Here is a 17,088-nt window from a genome sequence, read left to right on the forward strand (position 1 = left end):
TTGAAGCTAACGAGAAGAGATTTTTTGATCAAAGGGACTGCGCTTCTGGCTTCATTGGGTTTACGGGGGCCGATGATTTTTGCTGAAGATGGCTCTGCTCTGCCAAGCACTTCTATCGATGATGCGAACGTAGAGTCTCCTGTTCTTGTCGTGATCCAGCTGTCCGGAGGTAATGACGGGATTAATACATTGATTCCTTATGGAATGGGCGGATATTTTGACGCTCGTCCAACATTGAAAATTACCCAGAATGAAGTGCTGGCCATCAACAATGAAGTTGGCTTCCATCCGAGTCTCATTCAGCTCAATGAGTTGTATAAAAGCGGCAAGGTGGCAGTCGTCCAGGGCGTAGGTTATCCAAACCCGGATCACTCCCATTTTCGTTCCATGGAAATATGGCAAACGGCTGAACCGGAGAAAATGATTCGTTCCGGCTGGCTGGCGCGCTATGTCGAGTCCTCCCTTTCCCAATCAGTCAACCCTCTAAAGGTGCTGAAAATCGGCAACAACGCCAACAAAGCCTTTATCTCGGATACGGTCAATGTGCCTGTTATTCAATCCATTGAGAGCTTTAATATATTTGATCCCAAAACACCGAAGCCGGACCAAAATCGCTTGGCAGCGGCCTTTCTCGATATGTATGACCCGTTTCGTCAAGGGACTCAGGTGAAGGTTACCTGTGAGCAGGGGAAGGATGCGTTTCAAAGTGTGGAGGCGCTGCACAACTTATCGAACACGTATCAAAATAAAGTCGAATACCCCAAAACAAATATTTCCAGGGACTTACAGCTGGCTTCCAAGATGCTGGCCGGAAAATCGGGTACCCGCGTATTTTATTTGGAAATCGGTGGCTTTGACGACCATGCGAATGAGAAAGAACAGCAAGCCCGTGTGCTTAAGCAGCTGGATGAGGGACTGGGTGCGTTCTATAAGGATTTGGAGGCACAAGGTCTGCAGGATCGAGTTATCACGATGGCATTCTCTGAATTCGGACGCAGGGTCAAGGAGAACAGCAGCGGAGGTACGGATCATGGAACCGCGGCTCCTATGTTCATCATTGGGGGTAAAGTAAAGGGCGGTCTATACGGGATACAACCGAGTCTGACGAATCTGGATAAAGGCGGTGACCTGAAATATGAGGTTGATTTTCGTTCCGTCTACTACACGGTTGTAGACAGCTGGCTGCAAGGCGATGCCAAGTCGGTATTAGGGAAAACATACGAGAAGATCAATTTCATATAAATCGTTGTGTCGGCGTTTGTGCATAGACCTTTCTTAATTAGGAAAGGTCTTTTCTTGCGGTTTATAGTATATAATGCTATATTTAAAAACATAAATGATTATGATTCTCATTATCAATAGAGAGAGGTTTAAGGAGAGATTATGAAAACCAAATTGATTATGATTGTGGGTATGGTTTCCTTGCTCGTATTATCAGCTTGTGGGCAAGCGACCCCACAATCAAGCGCAGCAACGACAATACCATCCGCTTCATCAACACCAGCGAAACCAGCAATGAATACGGCAAACAATGATCCAAGATTCGCTTCGATTTCTATATTTCTGACAAGTGACCTGCTTGCACTGGGTATTTCTCCGGCGGGCTCAGCTACAAGTGATTATTTGCCTACTGTGCCTGAGCGATTTAAGGACACAAAGTTTCTCGGATTTACTAAAGATCCGGATATGGAAGCTTTATTAGCCTTAAAACCAGATGCTATTTTTATTGATGCAGAATTTGCCGGCAAGCAAGGCCTGGCCAAATTCGAGAAAATTGCCAAAACACATGTCATTAACCTCGATGAAGGGACATGGAGAGACCATTTGAAGGCGATCGGCAAGCTTGTTAATCGCGAACAAAAAGCGGAAGATTTTATTAAAGATTATCAAGCACAGACGGAGCGTGTAAAAATACTTATACATAACAAAATTGGTGACGGTACTGTCATGGCTGTTCGGATTTCTGCGAAAAACTTGCGAGTATACGGAATGGGACGTCCTTTGGGACCTATCCTGTTTAATGATCTGGGCTTGAAGCCAGCAAAGGGTGTCGAGAAAATCACCAAAAACTTTGAAGTGATTTCTCAAGAAGTGTTTCCGGATTATGATGCAGATGCAATCTTTGTCCTTGTCGGTTTTGAAGATGGTAGTGATAAAATATTTGAACAACTGAAAAACAACCCGATTTGGCAAGGGTTGAAAGCCGTGAAAGCGAATAAAGTTTATATGATCACGGAACAACCATGGCTTGATTATTCAGCCCTTGGCAATAAATTGGCACTTGACTCTTTAGAGAAACTTTTTGCGAAATAAGCAGACTCAAAGTAAATTGTTGATGATCTATTCATGAAGCGGGGAATCACTCCCGGTTCTTTTTTTTGAGTTCAGAATTAACGTATTTAACGACAAAATGTATCAAGGGTGTGAAGATTGTACATAGCTACTTGCTGTACAGGGATAAACTTTGCTATCATAGCGATATCATTAAAAGATACTGATCCCAAATACAAGTTGAAGGTGTGAAACTATGACGAATCGAGCTTATAATTTTAATGCGGGTCCAGCGGCGCTCCCGTTAGAAGTGTTGCAGCAAGCGCAGGAGGAATTTGTAGAGTACAACGGTATTGGTATGTCATTGATGGAGATTTCCCATCGCAGTAAGGAGTATGAGGCGATTAACGCAGAAACGCAGCAGCTCTTATTGGAGTTGTTGGGCTTGGAATCCGGCTATCAGGCCTTATTTCTCGGTGGTGGCGCAAGTACACAATTCGCAACGATTCCATTGAACTTCCTGAAGCCTGGCAAGGTGGGCAGCTACATCATCACAGGCAGCTTTTCCGAAAAAGCCTATCAAGAAGGTCAGGTTGTCGGTGAAGCGGTAATTGCAGCTTCCAATAAAGCAGGCAAATGGAGAAGCTTGCCGAAGGCCTCCGATATCCAGCTCGATCCGAATTCCGCCTATTTACATATGACGACGAATAACACGATAGAAGGCTCGCAATTCTCGTACATCCCTGAGACTGGCGATATTCCTTTGATCGGTGATATGACAAGCGGGATACTGAGCCGTCCTATTGATAGCAAGAAATTTGCGATGATTTATGCTGGTGCACAGAAGAATCTCGGGCCGTCCGGAGTTACCGTTGCAGTCATTCGCGATGATCTGCTGCAGGAAGAGCCTAAGCATATTTCTTCAATCCTGCGCTATACAACACACGCGAGCAATGGCTCCTTGTATAACACCCCTCCGGTTCATTCTATTTATATGGTGAATCTGGTTCTGAAATGGGTGAAAGCACAAGGTGGAGTTGTACAGCTTGAGAAGCAAAATGTTGCCAAAAGCAATCTGATTTATGATGTGATCGATGCCAGCGGCGGTTATTACACCGGCAATATCGATCCGGATAGCCGTTCGATTATGAATGTGACATTCCGGTTGCCAAGTGAAGAATTGGAAAAGAAATTCGTCAAAGAATCCCAGCAGCACAATTTTGTTGGTCTTGCAGGACACCGCAGCGTTGGAGGCATCCGTGCTTCCGCTTATAATGCCGTTCCTTACGAAGCTTGTAAAGCGCTGGCTGACTTTATGATCGATTTCCAAAAAAATAACGGTTAACATTTACAAGGGCAGCCCTGTTGTCTATGGCAGGGCTGTTTTTATATGAAAAAAAGCCGTATGCGGCAAAGATCTGCAGCACTCGGCTTGATAGTTGGGGCTTAGGCGAAGGATTCTTTCATAGCCGGTTCTGTCAGCTTATAGCCAACGTTACGGATGGTAACAATATATTCAGGGTTACGGGCATTGCTTTCGATTTTATCACGCAAATGACTGATATGGACATCGACGATACGGGTATCACCAAGGAAATGATAGTCCCAAACGCCGTGCAGCAGCTGTTGTCGGCTGAGTACCTTGCCGCGGTGCTTGCAAAGGAACAACAGGAGATCAAATTCCTTGGGAGTCAGTTCAATGAGCTCGCCTTTGATATGCACCTCGCGTTGATCGGGTTGAATCGAGATCTGTCCAATCGTGACCGGAGCGTTGTCATTGGTAGAAGGCAAGGTTTGTATGCGACGAATAATGGCTTGTATCCGTGAAATCAGCTCCTGCGGTGAAAAAGGCTTCGTCATATAATCGTCGGCACCGTTATCCAGACCGGCGATTTTATCAGACAAATCCTGCATGGCGGTCAGCATGATAATCGGCACGAGATTGTTTTGACTGCGCAGCTTACGGCATACCTGAATGCCATCCATTTTGGGAAGCATAAGATCAAGTACAATCAGATCAGGGCGAAAATGCTGGATTGCCGTAAATACGGCTTCGCCATCATATACACAGTGTACTTCATATCCAACAAGCTTAAGATTGAACTCTATCAACATTGAAATGGAAGGTTCGTCGTCAACGACAAGAATTTTCTTCTTCATCCATCGAATCTCCTTTGTATAAACACATGATAACCCTATTATCGCAGGGGACTATCATCCTCATATTAAGAATAAGTAAAATGTATGTAAAATCTGCCCGAATCCGACAAGGTGATGGCATATATAATCGAGGTGGCTGCTTATTATGGCATTTCATATTGTTTTGGTTGAACCGGAAATTCCTGCAAATACAGGCAACATATCGAGAACCTGCGCGGCTACTGGAGCTTGGCTGCATTTGGTGCGCCCATTGGGCTTTAATACGGATGATAAAACCTTAAAACGCGCTGGTCTGGATTATTGGCATGCCGTTCATATTGAATATCATGATTCATTTCAGGAAGTTAAGGATAAATACAAGAGCGGGCGTTTCTTTTTTGCAACTACTAAAGCGCAGCAGCTTTACACTGAGTTTACATTTCAGGATGGCGATTTTTTTGTCTTCGGCAAGGAAACCAAAGGGCTGCCACCCGAGATACTGGCTGAGCACCCCGAGCACTTGATCAAGCTGCCAATGACCAAGGATGTGCGTTCGCTGAATTTGTCGAATTCAGCTGCGATTGTTTTATTTGAAGCGCTAAGACAAACGGGATTTGAGGGTCTTGACTAACAAATCTAGGTTTTTAGCAGGATTTTGAGCAAACATAGCGAATAATAATAAAAGACAAGATTCGACATTTTGTGGAGTGGTTCAGGGCTTGTCTATAGGTTCCATTTTTGGTGAAGGTGAGGTGAATTTATAGTGAAGCCAGCAGGTGTTGTGAGAAAAGTAGATCAATTAGGTAGAATCGTGCTTCCGAAATCGCTGCGCAAGCGATATCAAATGAACGAGGGCGATCCTGTTGAAATATTAGTAAGCGGCGATCATATTATTCTGGAAAGATTTCGTCCACGCTGCGTATTTTGCAGTTCGATGGAGCAGGTGACCGAATTTAAAGGGCGCCAGGTTTGTGCGGAATGTATGGGCGAGATCGTTGAAATGAGAGATAAGGAGTAGGCTTCGGCATACTTCGCCCCCATTGGGATACTAATTTTCATGCGGACTTATAAATCAGTTATAACAAGCCAGTTATCCTATAAACAAAGAAAGCATCACGTATTCCCGCTGAGGGAACGTGATGCTTTTTCATTTAACTATTAATTATCATAGATGCGGGATTATCGGCGCTTAAAGGCCTTTAGTCTTGTCATCATTATAACTTGACGTGCACATAGCTACGATAAAGATTAAGAATACCAGATTAATGATCCAAAATGTTGCTGACATCGGCTGCACCCCCTATTGTCTAGTATAACCATGTACTGGGCAAAAGAAAACGGATAAAAGTGAACAATTATTTAAAAAACAAGAAATGTGTCGGCAAAGGACGAAGCTTTCCATCTGAGGGCCGATTAATGACTTGTCCCTCATAGATCAGGCTGGAAGATCCGCCGCCGTCCAGATTGTAAGCATCCTTGACTCCCAGCTGTAACAGCTTGTCCTGAAGCTCCGCCAGTGTGGCGCCGGAACCGCCGCGCTCGTCGTATCCGTCTGTGACGAGGAAAAGCAATTGATCGTTTTTGAAATTGCCGATGACGGTGCGCGGTGCTCTTGCCGGCGAATTTTGCCATTGCGCGGGAATGGCTTGTTTTTTACCATTTTGCAGCAGGACAGGTACGAAGGTAGCCCCGAAAGACGGCTTGAGCTTGTCCAAATCCTCCTGCCGCGAGAACCTGCCGCCAATGAGCTTACGATCGGTGTTCATACCAATGAAAGCAAGGTCCTCAAAGGTCGGTTCAAAGCCATACACGTATTTGCCGTTTAGCATGGTCGTGCTGAGCGGGTATCTTTTGCCTGAACGATCATCCGCGAAGCCGCCGGCATTAATACCGGCTACAGCGCCGTAACGTCGTGCTGCTTCCAGAGTCGTTTCACTGCTGCCCACCTTGTCCTTGCCGAGTACCATTTTCAAAGCTTTATCTGATTTAACATCGACCTTGAGGGCATAGGCCTTATAATTCGGTTCATTCAAATAAAACAACTTCATATCCAGATTGGCGCTGATAGTCTGCTTGGCAGGCTGGGCACCCAGCTTGGTGCTGATTCGACTGTCGAATATGGCCGCCGGACGGTTGGATACGGTATCTGCGGATTGGGCCATGGCGGCCACATCAGCGGTACTTTGCGCATAAAGCTGATAAAATCGTTCAATAGTGGTCCGGGTTTGAACCGCTGCCGTCTTGGCGAGCTCCAGCTTCTGCTCGGACTTTAGCAGCTCATTTTGAATAGAAAATTCTGTTTTTACGTAACTTTGCAAATCAGGGAGCTCAACAGATAGGTGGCTGACCATCAGAAAACAAAAAATGCCTATAAATGGAGCAGCGGCCAAAATAAAGGTGCGGTTAATCAGCTGAATCGGGTTCAAAAGGGAACACTTCCTTATGTGCGCTTATTGCAAGGTATCCAGGTTCTTCTTCAATTCATCCAGCTTTTTCTTCACTTCCGCAAGCTGTGTGTACAATTGGTTACTATTGTCGGTTTTACTATTAGCGCTGTCTTTGGTAAATGCCAGCAATTCATTCAACGAATCGATTTTCGTCTGCATTTTATTCAGATCACCGCTGACGCTTTCTTTGAGCTGGCCCAGCTGCTTCTGATAATCCTGTTGGACTACAAGCAGCTGCTGCTCGGTCTGCTGAGCGATTTGTGCGGTGATCTGCTGACGCATGTAGTCGGTATACAGCTTGGCACCATACAGTCCACCTGTGATGAGCAGCGACCATGCCATAAATAAAAAAAGATACGTTCTTCCTCTGACTTTACTTTTGCTCTTAACTTGTTTCTCTGCTATTGTGCTTGGTTTGCTTGTCCGCACCAAGGGCTGCTGGGTTACCGCAGGGTCAAGGGGCGTATTCATAGTTGACTCACCTTCCTATATTCATTCGGCGAAAGACCGATCCATTTCTTAAATACTTTACTGAAATATTTCTCATCGTCATAACCAACCATGCCTGCGATCTGGGCAATTTTCAAATGAGGATTCAGCAGCAGCAGCTTCGCCTTGTCCACCCGCAGTTGGGTAATGTAATCCGACACATTGATTTGAAATTGCTGCTTGAATTTACGGGAAATATATTCACGGCTTAAGTAAAAATGCTGGGCAATCTCGATAAGCGTAATATCCTGATGATAATGGTTTTGGATATACTTTGCAATCTCAAAAATGGCATTGTTATCCTGCTGTTGGTGCTCCAGCATCTGATTGGATAACTGGATCAGACTATCGGTTAATTGCTCCTGCCACAAGGACAGGGAAAGCTTGCCTTCATCATCAAGCGGAAGGACAAAATCGGAACGGGAAGCATCGATCATGAATTCCGGCTGCCGATCACCGAACCATTCGATCAGCCAGCGGCTGCGCAGAACGGTATATTCATGGCGCCAATGCTCAAGCTCCTCTATGCTGATAGTACTCAGCTTGCCAAGAGCCTGTATCCAGCCTTGAACTGCTTTACCGATCTCGACGGCACTTCCACTGCGTACGGATAAACGAATAGGCTCTGCATAATCGGTAAATACAAGGGCAGGGTGCTGAACGGCGGTCTGCTCCTGATATACGTGTAATTGATTATCCTTGCGCAGCAGATTACGGTGACGCAGAGCGGCCTTCGCTTGCTTGTAAGCAAATGGCAGGCCCGCTGGAAAGGGATGTGCCGGACTCATTCCAATATCCAGATTTCCTTTAATAGATGTCCAGATCCCATTCGCGATATCGTTAAGCAACTCTTCACCCGTGTTGGCTCCATATAACAGCACAATGATTTCATCCTCACTGTTCCAGTAACGGTAGGCAATACCTTGTGGCGGCTTTTGCTGCAGAAATTCATTACAAATGTTCGTAAGCGAAAAAAATAATAGGTCCAGATTGGACTGGAATTTACGCTTCAGACTGCCGCTCATGGTTTCAAGACTAATAATAGCCAGTCTGCATTCCTTCATGTCGCGATCGAGACCGAATTCCTGGGAAAGTGCTTCAGCGGCAGCTTCAAAGCCGTGCGGTTCCATAATGAAGTTGGACAACACTTTATCCCAATATACCGGTCGAATCTGGTTCATCTCGATATTGCGCTGCTGCTGCCGCAGACGTTCAGCTTCTTCCTGCTGCCAGCATTGAGCGGCTTTACGAACCGCTGCCTCCAACTGATCGGCGTCGATCGGCTTTAAAATATAATCCATACCCCCATACTGAACCGTATGACGTACCAGCTGAAAATCATCGAACCCGCTGATTACAATTGTTTTTCCTGAAGGATGATTGGTTTGAAGCCATTCCAGCAGCTTAAGACCGTCCATCAAGGGCATCATCATATCGGTAAAAATAATTTGTGGTTTGTGCAAAGTGATTAGTTCCGTTGCTTCCTGTCCATCGTGTGCTTCATATATGTGATCAATGCCAAGCTCTTCCCAAGGGACCAGCAGCTTAATGGCTTGTCGTACATGTTTTTCATCATCAATGATGATGGCTTTCATAATCCATCCTCTTTTCATGGTAAAACTTGCTTCGGTACAGGGAATAACAATGTAATTCGAAAACCGCCCTGCTCAGGCTGATCCAAACGCATATCCGCTTCACCGTTAAAGTAGAGCAGCAGCCTGCTCTTGACATTATAAAGCCCAATGTGACTGGCTTGCTCATTATCAAAGGGATCCAGGTTCTGCTTCAGCTGCTCCAGCAAAGCATCGAACTGTTCTTGTGGCATTCCTCTTCCGTTATCTTCAATGACAAGCTTGACATGTTTGCCATCCCCTGTCCACGTACTGGAAACAATGAGCTGGCTGTGCGGATTTCGATGATCAAAACCGTGTTTAAAATAGTTTTCGACAAGCGGCTGCAGCAGCATTTTGGGGATTTGCAAGGACTGAGTCGATTCCTCTATATCATACCTTACTGTCAGCTCATTCTCAAAGCGCTGAAGCTGCAGCTGCAAATAAGCTTTTACATGGTTCAACTCCTGCTGCATCGTCACAATGCTCTCATTCGTGTTCATGCTGTAACGCATCATTTTGGCTAGCGCAGACAGCAGTTGATAAATTTTGGGGGCCCCGTGCTGAAGTGCGAGTGTTCCGATCGATTGCAGTGCATTATATAGAAAGTGAGGATTGATTTGTGCCTGCAGCGCTTTGAGCTGATTGGTTTTATTGGCAATATCAAGCTTGTATTCGCTCATGATCAGATTGTTGATCGTCTGCATCATCAAGCGGAAGCGCCGAGCGAGAATACCGATCTCATCATTGCTGGTCGCTTGAATGTCAACGTCCATATTGCCCGTCTGGATTTTACTGATATACCCGAGCAAATTACGGATAGGGGCCGTAAACCGGAAGGATATATAGAGTGTTGCCGAAATGACGACAATTAGAAACAGGCTGAAAATCATCGCATTGATAATCGTAAGCTCTCTGGCATTTTTGTAGAGACTTTCATATGGAATGCGTTTAACCAAGGTCCAGTTCATATAAGGTGCGGTCATACGTTCATAAATGTGGACACCGGAAAACTGCTTGCTTTTGAATTCAAAGCTGCCGCTGTTTGCATTCTGCGAAATCAGATGTTGAACCCACTGCTCATTCAGGACATGCCCCAAGGAGGCTGTATCCGCGGAATAAATAATGGTTCCCTTTTCATCGAGGATGTAGAGCTCCTCCTGCTCCTGTGAATACAGCTCTTCACAGATTGAGCTAATGACTTCCAGATCAAAATCAATGGAAAGAGTACCGAGCTCCTTTTGGGTAATGGCGTTGCGTATGGAACGATGTAGCGTGATGACTGTGGAAGGTGGCGCGTAAAACAATCTGCCGGTTCCGTAATCATGACTGACATGGGTGGGTTCCATAAAAACCTCCGCATTGTTTGCCTGCGTGTATTTGGGAGGTGGGCCTTCACTGGGAACCGGATTTCGTTCTGAGATCAAGAGGGAACGTTCGCTTTTGGCCATATATAAATACACTTGTCTGATTTCCTTGACGGAGTTGGCAATACCAAGAACACCTCGGGTGATTTCGCTTCTGCTGAGGTAATCGGTATCGCCATTTTCGATAATGCTATATAAAGTACTGTTATTGTAGATGGATAATGAGCTTTGCTCGATGACATTCAAATAATTCATCATGTTTTTGTTGGCTTGGTGAATCAGATTTGAATTACTTATAACGGATTCATTAGAAACCGTTTGTTTGGTAAAGAAATAGGTGATAATAATGGAGGTCGAAATGGGTACGATAGTGGCGACTAGCAGAAAAACAATAAGTTTATTGCGGATACTGCTGCGAATCATACGCGTCCTCCTTAGGGTTTCGCTTTAGCGAAACCGACTTCGTAAGCATCTGCTCAGGGTTTCGCTTTAGCGAAACCGGCCTCGTAAGCATCTGCTTAGGTGTAACTCGACAAGTGCACAACCATTGTATCAAGGGGTATCAATAAATTCCACCTGTTGCGTCACCATTGTCAGTGTTCTAGTGTGTCAAATCTTTCTATACTGAGAACATAACTCGCATCGAAAGGAGAAGGATGCCATGAAAGCAAAACAAAAAGGCACGGGTTGGCTCCCTCAATTGGTCTTTGTTGGTCCGGCCGTATTTTTCTTCATAATCATCGTTGTCATACCGTTCCTGATGAGTATTTACTACTCTTTTACTGAATGGAATGGGGTCTCAACAACAATAAAATGGGTAGGATTCGATAATTTTAAGCAAATTATAGTGGGGGATCAAGATTTTCACAAGTCATTCTGGTTCACAACCCGCTTTAGTGTCGTTATGGTTATTTTAACCAATGTCGTTGGATTTGCACTGGCTTTACTACTGACACAGGCGCTCAAGACCCGTAACGTATTACGTACCGTGTTTTTTATGCCCAATGTTATCGGGGGTCTGCTGTTAGGCTTTATCTGGCAGTTCATCTTCGTAAAAGGCTTTGCAACGATCGGCGAGATTACGAATATCGGGTTTTTCCAGCTTCCATGGCTCGGCGATGCGCCAACAGCGTTCTGGGGTCTCATTATCGTCAGCGTATGGCAGACTGCCGGGTATTTGATGATTATCTATATCGCGGGATTAGCAAATGTACCCAAGGATATATTAGAAGCTGCTTATCTCGATGGTGCGACTCGCTGGCAAGTATTGCGTTCCATTACAGTCCCATTGATTATGCCATCGGTTACCGTCTGTCTGTTCCTGGCGATCTCCTGGGCATTCAAAATGTACGATCTTAACGTTTCCCTCACGAAGGGTGGCCCATTCAACTCGACGGAATCGGTCGCACTCAATATATACAATGAGGCGTTTTCGAATAACAGATATGGTCTGGGGACAGCCAAATCACTGATTTTCTTTGTAGTGGTTGCCGTGATTACGGTCATTCAGGTGTGGGTAACGAAGAAAAGGGAGGTTGAAGTGTAATGGAAGCGAAAAACACCTACAATCTTCGGATATTCGGCCTTGAGATTCTCGGTATTCTGCTGGCTGTGCTGTTTCTGGTTCCTTTTTACTTTGTTATTGTGAATTCGATGAAATCCTTTGGTGAGATACTGATCAACTCGGCTAATTTGCCAACGTCGCTTAATTTTATGAATTACACCAAGGTATGGAGTATTATGAAGTTTCCGCAGGTGTTCTTGAATTCTTTGCTGGTTACGGTTTTCAGTAATATCGGGTTGGTTATTATCAGTTCCATGGCAGCATATCGATTGGTACGCTCTCCGAGCAAGTTTAATAACCTGATTTTCCTTGCTTTTGTAGCGGCAATGGTTATTCCCTTTCAATCGATCATGATCCCGCTGGTTCGTGTAGGCAGCCAAATTGGTATTATGGACAGTATTCCGGGTCTGGTGATCTGCTATTTCGGATTTGGAGTTTCATTGAATGTGTTCCTGTACCATGGGTTCATTAAATCAATCCCTATTGAAGTGGAAGAATCGGCAAGAGTGGATGGCTGTTCACCGTATGGTGTATTCTGGAAAATTGTGTTCCCGCTGTTAAAGCCGATGACTGTAACCGTTGTACTGCTGAACAGCTTATGGATATGGAACGATTTCCTGCTGCCGATGCTGGTGTTAAGCAGTCCGGATCTTAGAACGATTCCGCTTGCAACGTTCTCCTTCTTCGGCCAATATACGAAGCAATGGGATTTGGCTTTGGCTGCATTGGTGCTGGGTGTGCTGCCGATCGTAATCTTTTTTCTGGCGATGCAAAAGCACATTATTGAGGGGATTACGGCGGGCTCTGTGAAGGGCTAAGCTTGTGTGTGATGTGTGAATGAACTTGCTTTTGGGGGTCATACCTGGGTGGCGCTGCATCATTTGTCACCCGTTAAATAAATTAAATTCTAGGGAGGCTAATTAAGATGAAAAGAATGAAAAAAATGACTGCAATCAGCTTAACCGCTTTGTTATTCGGATCTGTACTAGCTGGGTGTGCGAAAAGCGAACCTGCACCAGGCGCGACAGGTGGTACCAACACAGGAGCTGCAGGCGGGGCGAAAAATATTACGCTTAAAATGTTCCAATTCAAAGTGGAAATTGCTGAACCATTGGGTAAGCTTGTTGCTGAGTACGAGAAGGCTAATCCAGGCGTGAAGATTCAAATCGACACTGTAGGCGGTGGCACGGATTATGGTGCGGCGCTGCTGGCCAAGTTCAACTCAGGCGACAAGCCGGATATTTTCAACAACGGTGGTTTCTCCGATCTGGACAAGTATATTGAGCATCTGGAGGATTTGTCCGATCAGCCTTGGGTAAAGGATTTGGTTACAGTGGCTAAGGAGCCCATGACGAAAAACGGCAAGCTGTACGGTCAGCCGTTAAACCTTGAGGGCTATGGATTTATTTACAATAAAGACTTGTTTAAACAGGCTGGTATCACGGAAACACCGAAGACGTTATCTCAGCTTGAAGCCGCGGCTCAAAAGCTGCAGGATAAAGGCATCACGCCTTTCGTGAATGGCTATGGCGAGTGGTGGGTACTGGGTAACCATTTTGTTAACCTTCCGTTTGCTTATCAATCCGATCCAAACGCATTTATCGATGGCTTGAACAAAAAAACAGCCAAAATTACCGGCAATGCTGCTTTTGATAACTGGGTTAAGCTGTTTGATCTGCAATTAAAATACGGCAACAAAAACCCGCTGCAAACCGACTACAAAACTCAAGTAACTGAATTCGCAACAGGTAAAGCGGCTATGACGCAGCAAGGTAACTGGACACAGCTGCAAATTACACAAACGAATCCGAACATCAACGTCGGACTTATGCCAATGCCGATCAGCGAAGATGCTGCAGCCAATGACAAGCTGCCAGTAGGTGTGCCAAATAACTGGGCTATCAATAAAAATTCGCCGAACAAGGAAGAGGCCAAGAAGTTCCTTAACTGGATGGTTTCCTCCGATATCGGTAAAAAGTATATCACTGATGAATTCAAGTTTATCCCTGCCTTCACGAACATTACTGCCGATGAGAAGATTCTTGGACCTCTAGCTGCAGACATTATGAAGTACAGCAAAGAAAACAAAACATTAAGCTGGAACTGGTTCAAATTCCCAGGCGGAGAAGCATCCAGCAAGAAATTCGCTGCCACCATGCAGGCTTATGTAGCCAAGCAAAAAACGAAGGATCAAATGTTCGACGAATTCCAAAAAACTTGGGATAGCCTGGGCAAGTAATGCAATATCGTAATATACAGCAGATTGTGTAAGTAAACTAGTATTGAATGGCCTCAGCGCTTGCGCTGGGGTTTATTTTTTTTGCAAGGGGGTTAGCATCTGGGAGGAAAGAGGGAGAAAGTGTCCGTATTCTATGCATGTTGAAAACAAATGCCTGTATATCCCTATATACGTGGCTATAGGCGGTTTATTGGCGATTTGTTCATTTAACATAGACAGGTGCACGCTGGTACAATAACAAATGAACAAGCGCAGATGACATATATATAAAGAAATCAGGTAAACCTGCTGACGGGGGACATGCATGATAACAAGGCTGGGATCAGGTGTTAAAAATTGGGTGGATTCAAGGCGATTGCATATTCCCGCGGAAAAGCGGCTGTCCAAGGATGCAACTACGTCCTTGTTCATTCATTTTTGCTTTCAATTCGGAGCTTCGATGTCCGGAGTGTTTCTCACCTTGTATTTGTGGAGGCTTACACATAGTCTGTGGATTAACGGTATGTATAACATCATCAACTATGCGGTTGCCCCATTTGCTTTTATGCTGGGTGGCCTGCTTATCAAAAAAAAGGACCGTATGGTCACCTACCGCTTCGGAATCGCGCTAATCGCTTTATTTTATCTGGTTGTCGTTCTGGCCCAGGAGCGGGTTGTTGATTATTATGTGTTATTTGCTATTTTTGGCGGCATGGCAGGGGCCTTTTACTGGGCAGGATATTTAACCTTGATGTATGATGTGTCAACGGAACAGAACCGTATCCGATATTTGGCTATGAATATGATTGTGTTTACGTTGGCGGGTCTGATTGGTCCTGCTTTGGCTGGGTATATCATTCGTCAAAACAGCGGTTTGCAAGGATATACGATTGTATTTTCTATCGCTTTCCTGATGTTCCTGATGGCCGCGATCGGGAGTCTGCGGATCAAAACAAAGGCAACGCATCACAAGGCCTATTATTTGAAATACGTCGGTCTGCTCATGAACAAAAACAGGCTGTGGTTCAAATCGCTATTTTGCTTCAGCATTCTTGGTATTCTCCAGGGGATGATGATGTTTTTGCCAAGCATTTTACTGTTTAAAATTGTAGAGCGAGAGGATCTGGTCGGTTATCTGGGGATGCTGTACGCAAGTCTTGGTATAGCAACAGGCATGTATATTTCACGTTACGGCAGAGATGGTTGGGCCGGGCGGTTTATTATTATTTCGACGATTGGCTGTGTAGCAGGGAGCCTGTTGTTAGTATGGAAGCTAAACTTGTATACGGTAATTTTGTTCATGATCCTGTACTCGATCTGTGCACCGCTGCAGGGGAATACCATCACCTCCTATTATTTTCGAATCATGGGCACACTTCCATTAAAGGGACAGCTGCGTGTGGAGTCCGTTGTGATGAGGGAAACATTTGTGAATGTGGGACGGATTGTTGCGATATTTGTGCTGATTATTTTGAACCGCTATGCAGGAGATTGGACCTTGCCCTGGGTACTGCTGGGTGCATCAATTGTCCAAATCGGGATTTATTGGTTGATAGAGCCGTTACGGCAAACTGCAGTGGACTCGGCAGCTGATTAAAGCATGATCATGAATATAACGATTAAGGCTGACTCAGACGGCGACGAACGCTGGCAATTGCCCATAACAAAATAGGAAACACGACAAAGCCTGTTAAAATATAAAAGGTGCCGCTGGTTGAAATAAAATGAGCCAGCTCCTGCAGGTTGTTCGATACCCAAATCGACATCACGGTAATGAGAACCCCGAGTGGCAGTACAATCGAGCGATAGCTGGTGAGCTTCAGCCAGTCGGCAGCACCTACTGCAAACGTGTAATAAAATAGTGACAGCTTGGAAAAGGTCCCAAGTACCCATATCATCATGATCATGGCCTCGACATGCTCGAAGAAGTCGGCCAGCATAATGTACCGGGAAGCAAACAAAACAGGATATATAATACGTCCTGCCAGCGTTCCCATCAATAGAAGAATCGCAAGATTCATAATAACCATCGTGAATGTGACCGCGGCTACGGAGATATGGGCCCATTTTAAGGCTTTGTGCGGGTCTTTCAGTGTTGGGTACAAGTACGAAATCAACACAAATTGACAGAACCAGCCCTGTACGACAAGGGAGCCTTTGATTGGAGGAACCAGACCATTCTCCAGAAATGGCTGTAAATTCGTCAGCTTCATATCAGGGATAATAAAAAAAATCGTAAGCAGCAGCAGCAGGAGCACGATCGGTATAAACAGCTGGACACATCTTGCAATGACCTCGATCCCTGCGCGGACTGCAAATGCACATACCAGTACCATGCTTGCAGCAACGACTATAAGGGGTGTTTTTTTGAAAAAGTTACCGACGATGAACTCGGAGTAGTCCCTAACGGTAGCCCCGAGGATATGCAGATTAAATAATAAAAACACGAATCCGACGATTTTGCTTATGTATTTACCAAGAATCGACTCCATATACCCAAAAATGCTCTGATCGGGATAATATTGATGCAGCCGATAGGCCACCCATACCATCACAAATCCGCAGACACTGCCGATTATCGGTGTGAGCCACATATCGCGACCCGCTAAAGCGGTTGTAGCAGAGGGCAATAAAAGAATAGCCGTTCCCAAAACGGTTTGATACATCAAAATAGCCATCTGGGCGGATGAGATCTGTTCCTTTGCATTCATAAGCTTAAAATTCTCCTCCTTCTGCCCACCGTTTCCATCTTGATGCATACAGATCAGGCAAAGGTCAACTTGGAGGAGGCTTCAACAGCTCTCCAAGAGGTTTGTAGACGGACTCAATAAACTGAGTAGGTCCAGGTAAACCTGTCTTAACTATCAAAAGTATAGCTAATATCCATCCTATAGCTATAATCCATAGAAATGCCCACTTATCCTTCGTCTGCTGCTGAAGTTTCCCCCACTCAGCTCCTACAATCAACGCTATGGCCACAGTT

At 45.1% G+C, this 17,088-nt stretch carries 15 protein-coding genes; 9 read left to right on the plus strand and 6 right to left on the minus strand.

What is annotated here, in order from left to right; genetic code table 11:
• From OB236_RS29775 to serC, 3 genes are all read left to right on the plus strand, one after another.
• A complete protein-coding gene (locus OB236_RS29775) occupies positions 1-1,242 on the plus strand; it encodes a DUF1501 domain-containing protein (RefSeq protein WP_262687187.1) in 1,242 nt (413 codons plus the stop codon).
• 141 nt (positions 1,243-1,383) lie between these two features.
• Entirely contained in the window at positions 1,384-2,313 is a 930-nt protein-coding gene (locus OB236_RS29780) for an ABC transporter substrate-binding protein (RefSeq protein WP_262687189.1), read from the plus strand.
• A gap of 214 nt (positions 2,314-2,527) precedes the next feature.
• Positions 2,528-3,616, plus strand: coding sequence for a 3-phosphoserine/phosphohydroxythreonine transaminase (gene serC / locus OB236_RS29785; protein ID WP_262687190.1), 1,089 nt, complete (start codon positions 2,528-2,530; stop codon positions 3,614-3,616).
• Positions 3,617-3,717: 101 nt separating this feature from the next.
• Here the strand turns inward: serC and OB236_RS29790 are convergent, their stop codons facing one another.
• Complete coding sequence (locus OB236_RS29790) at positions 3,718-4,431, minus strand: response regulator transcription factor (protein ID WP_076234575.1); 714 nt, start codon at positions 4,429-4,431, stop codon at positions 3,718-3,720.
• A gap of 145 nt (positions 4,432-4,576) precedes the next feature.
• Between OB236_RS29790 and trmL the strand changes: the two genes are divergently transcribed.
• Positions 4,577-5,041, plus strand: a complete 465-nt coding sequence (trmL, locus tag OB236_RS29795; protein ID WP_076234572.1) for a tRNA (uridine(34)/cytosine(34)/5-carboxymethylaminomethyluridine(34)-2'-O)-methyltransferase TrmL — start codon at positions 4,577-4,579, stop codon at positions 5,039-5,041.
• Positions 5,042-5,173: 132 nt separating this feature from the next.
• Positions 5,174-5,428: an AbrB/MazE/SpoVT family DNA-binding domain-containing protein gene (locus OB236_RS29800; RefSeq protein WP_091167444.1), complete on the plus strand. Its 255-nt coding sequence runs from the start codon at positions 5,174-5,176 to the stop codon at positions 5,426-5,428.
• A 337-nt stretch (positions 5,429-5,765) separates the two neighbouring features.
• Here OB236_RS29800 and OB236_RS29805 read toward each other — a convergent pair whose 3' ends face one another.
• From OB236_RS29805 to OB236_RS29820, 4 genes are read right to left on the minus strand one after another with little or no spacing between them, the layout of a single operon-like run.
• The gene (locus OB236_RS29805) at positions 5,766-6,836 is read right to left on the minus strand and encodes a phosphodiester glycosidase family protein (RefSeq protein WP_076234566.1); all 1,071 of its coding nucleotides are present in this window, start codon (positions 6,834-6,836) and stop codon (positions 5,766-5,768) included.
• Between the two features lie 24 nt (positions 6,837-6,860).
• Positions 6,861-7,328 carry a hypothetical protein gene (locus OB236_RS29810; protein ID WP_262687191.1) on the minus strand — a complete coding sequence of 156 codons (468 nt, stop codon included), beginning with the start codon at positions 7,326-7,328 and terminating at the stop codon, positions 6,861-6,863.
• A complete protein-coding gene (locus tag OB236_RS29815; protein WP_262687192.1) occupies positions 7,325-8,941 on the minus strand; it encodes a response regulator in 1,617 nt (538 codons plus the stop codon). Before OB236_RS29815 ends, OB236_RS29810 begins: the two co-directional genes overlap by 4 nt.
• Before the next feature lie 14 nt (positions 8,942-8,955).
• Entirely contained in the window at positions 8,956-10,746 is a 1,791-nt protein-coding gene (locus OB236_RS29820) for a sensor histidine kinase (protein WP_076234558.1), read from the minus strand.
• A gap of 238 nt (positions 10,747-10,984) precedes the next feature.
• Between OB236_RS29820 and OB236_RS29825 the strand changes: the two genes are divergently transcribed.
• The 4 genes from OB236_RS29825 to OB236_RS29840 all read left to right on the plus strand — a co-directional run bounded on the left by OB236_RS29825 (position 10,985) and on the right by OB236_RS29840 (position 15,702).
• Positions 10,985-11,869, plus strand: coding sequence for a carbohydrate ABC transporter permease (locus OB236_RS29825; RefSeq protein WP_076234556.1), 885 nt, complete (start codon positions 10,985-10,987; stop codon positions 11,867-11,869).
• Positions 11,869-12,705: a carbohydrate ABC transporter permease gene (locus OB236_RS29830; protein WP_076234554.1), complete on the plus strand. Its 837-nt coding sequence runs from the start codon at positions 11,869-11,871 to the stop codon at positions 12,703-12,705. Before OB236_RS29825 ends, OB236_RS29830 begins: the two co-directional genes overlap by 1 nt.
• 116 nt (positions 12,706-12,821) lie before the next feature.
• Positions 12,822-14,126, plus strand: a complete 1,305-nt coding sequence (locus tag OB236_RS29835) for an ABC transporter substrate-binding protein (RefSeq protein ID WP_372237379.1) — start codon at positions 12,822-12,824, stop codon at positions 14,124-14,126.
• Between the two features lie 304 nt (positions 14,127-14,430).
• Positions 14,431-15,702 carry an MFS transporter gene (locus OB236_RS29840; RefSeq protein WP_262687195.1) on the plus strand — a complete coding sequence of 424 codons (1,272 nt, stop codon included), beginning with the start codon at positions 14,431-14,433 and terminating at the stop codon, positions 15,700-15,702.
• 22 nt (positions 15,703-15,724) lie between these two features.
• Here the strand turns inward: OB236_RS29840 and OB236_RS29845 are convergent, their stop codons facing one another.
• Positions 15,725-16,816, minus strand: coding sequence for a GerAB/ArcD/ProY family transporter (locus OB236_RS29845; RefSeq protein ID WP_262687196.1), 1,092 nt, complete (start codon positions 16,814-16,816; stop codon positions 15,725-15,727).
• Positions 16,817-17,088: the final 272 nt, after the last annotated feature.

It is taken from the genome of Paenibacillus baimaensis, from assembly GCF_025567575.1.

Excerpts from the sequence above, each read along its gene's own strand:
- trmL (WP_076234572.1), top strand. The coding sequence starts at position 4,577 with ATGGCATTTCATATTGTTTTGGTTGAACCGGAAATTCCTGCAAATACA.
- OB236_RS29830 (WP_076234554.1), top strand. The coding sequence starts at position 11,869 with ATGGAAGCGAAAAACACCTACAATCTTCGGATATTCGGCCTTGAGATT.
- OB236_RS29790 (WP_076234575.1), bottom strand. The coding sequence starts at position 4,431 with ATGAAGAAGAAAATTCTTGTCGTTGACGACGAACCTTCCATTTCAATG.
- OB236_RS29780 (WP_262687189.1), top strand. The coding sequence starts at position 1,384 with ATGAAAACCAAATTGATTATGATTGTGGGTATGGTTTCCTTGCTCGTA.
- OB236_RS29840 (WP_262687195.1), top strand. The coding sequence starts at position 14,431 with ATGATAACAAGGCTGGGATCAGGTGTTAAAAATTGGGTGGATTCAAGG.
- OB236_RS29835 (WP_372237379.1), top strand. The coding sequence starts at position 12,822 with ATGAAAAAAATGACTGCAATCAGCTTAACCGCTTTGTTATTCGGATCT.
- OB236_RS29825 (WP_076234556.1), top strand. The coding sequence starts at position 10,985 with ATGAAAGCAAAACAAAAAGGCACGGGTTGGCTCCCTCAATTGGTCTTT.
- serC (WP_262687190.1), top strand. The coding sequence starts at position 2,528 with ATGACGAATCGAGCTTATAATTTTAATGCGGGTCCAGCGGCGCTCCCG.
- OB236_RS29820 (WP_076234558.1), bottom strand. The coding sequence starts at position 10,746 with ATGATTCGCAGCAGTATCCGCAATAAACTTATTGTTTTTCTGCTAGTC.
- OB236_RS29815 (WP_262687192.1), bottom strand. The coding sequence starts at position 8,941 with ATGAAAGCCATCATCATTGATGATGAAAAACATGTACGACAAGCCATT.
- OB236_RS29845 (WP_262687196.1), bottom strand. The coding sequence starts at position 16,816 with ATGAATGCAAAGGAACAGATCTCATCCGCCCAGATGGCTATTTTGATG.
- OB236_RS29810 (WP_262687191.1), bottom strand. The coding sequence starts at position 7,328 with ATGAATACGCCCCTTGACCCTGCGGTAACCCAGCAGCCCTTGGTGCGG.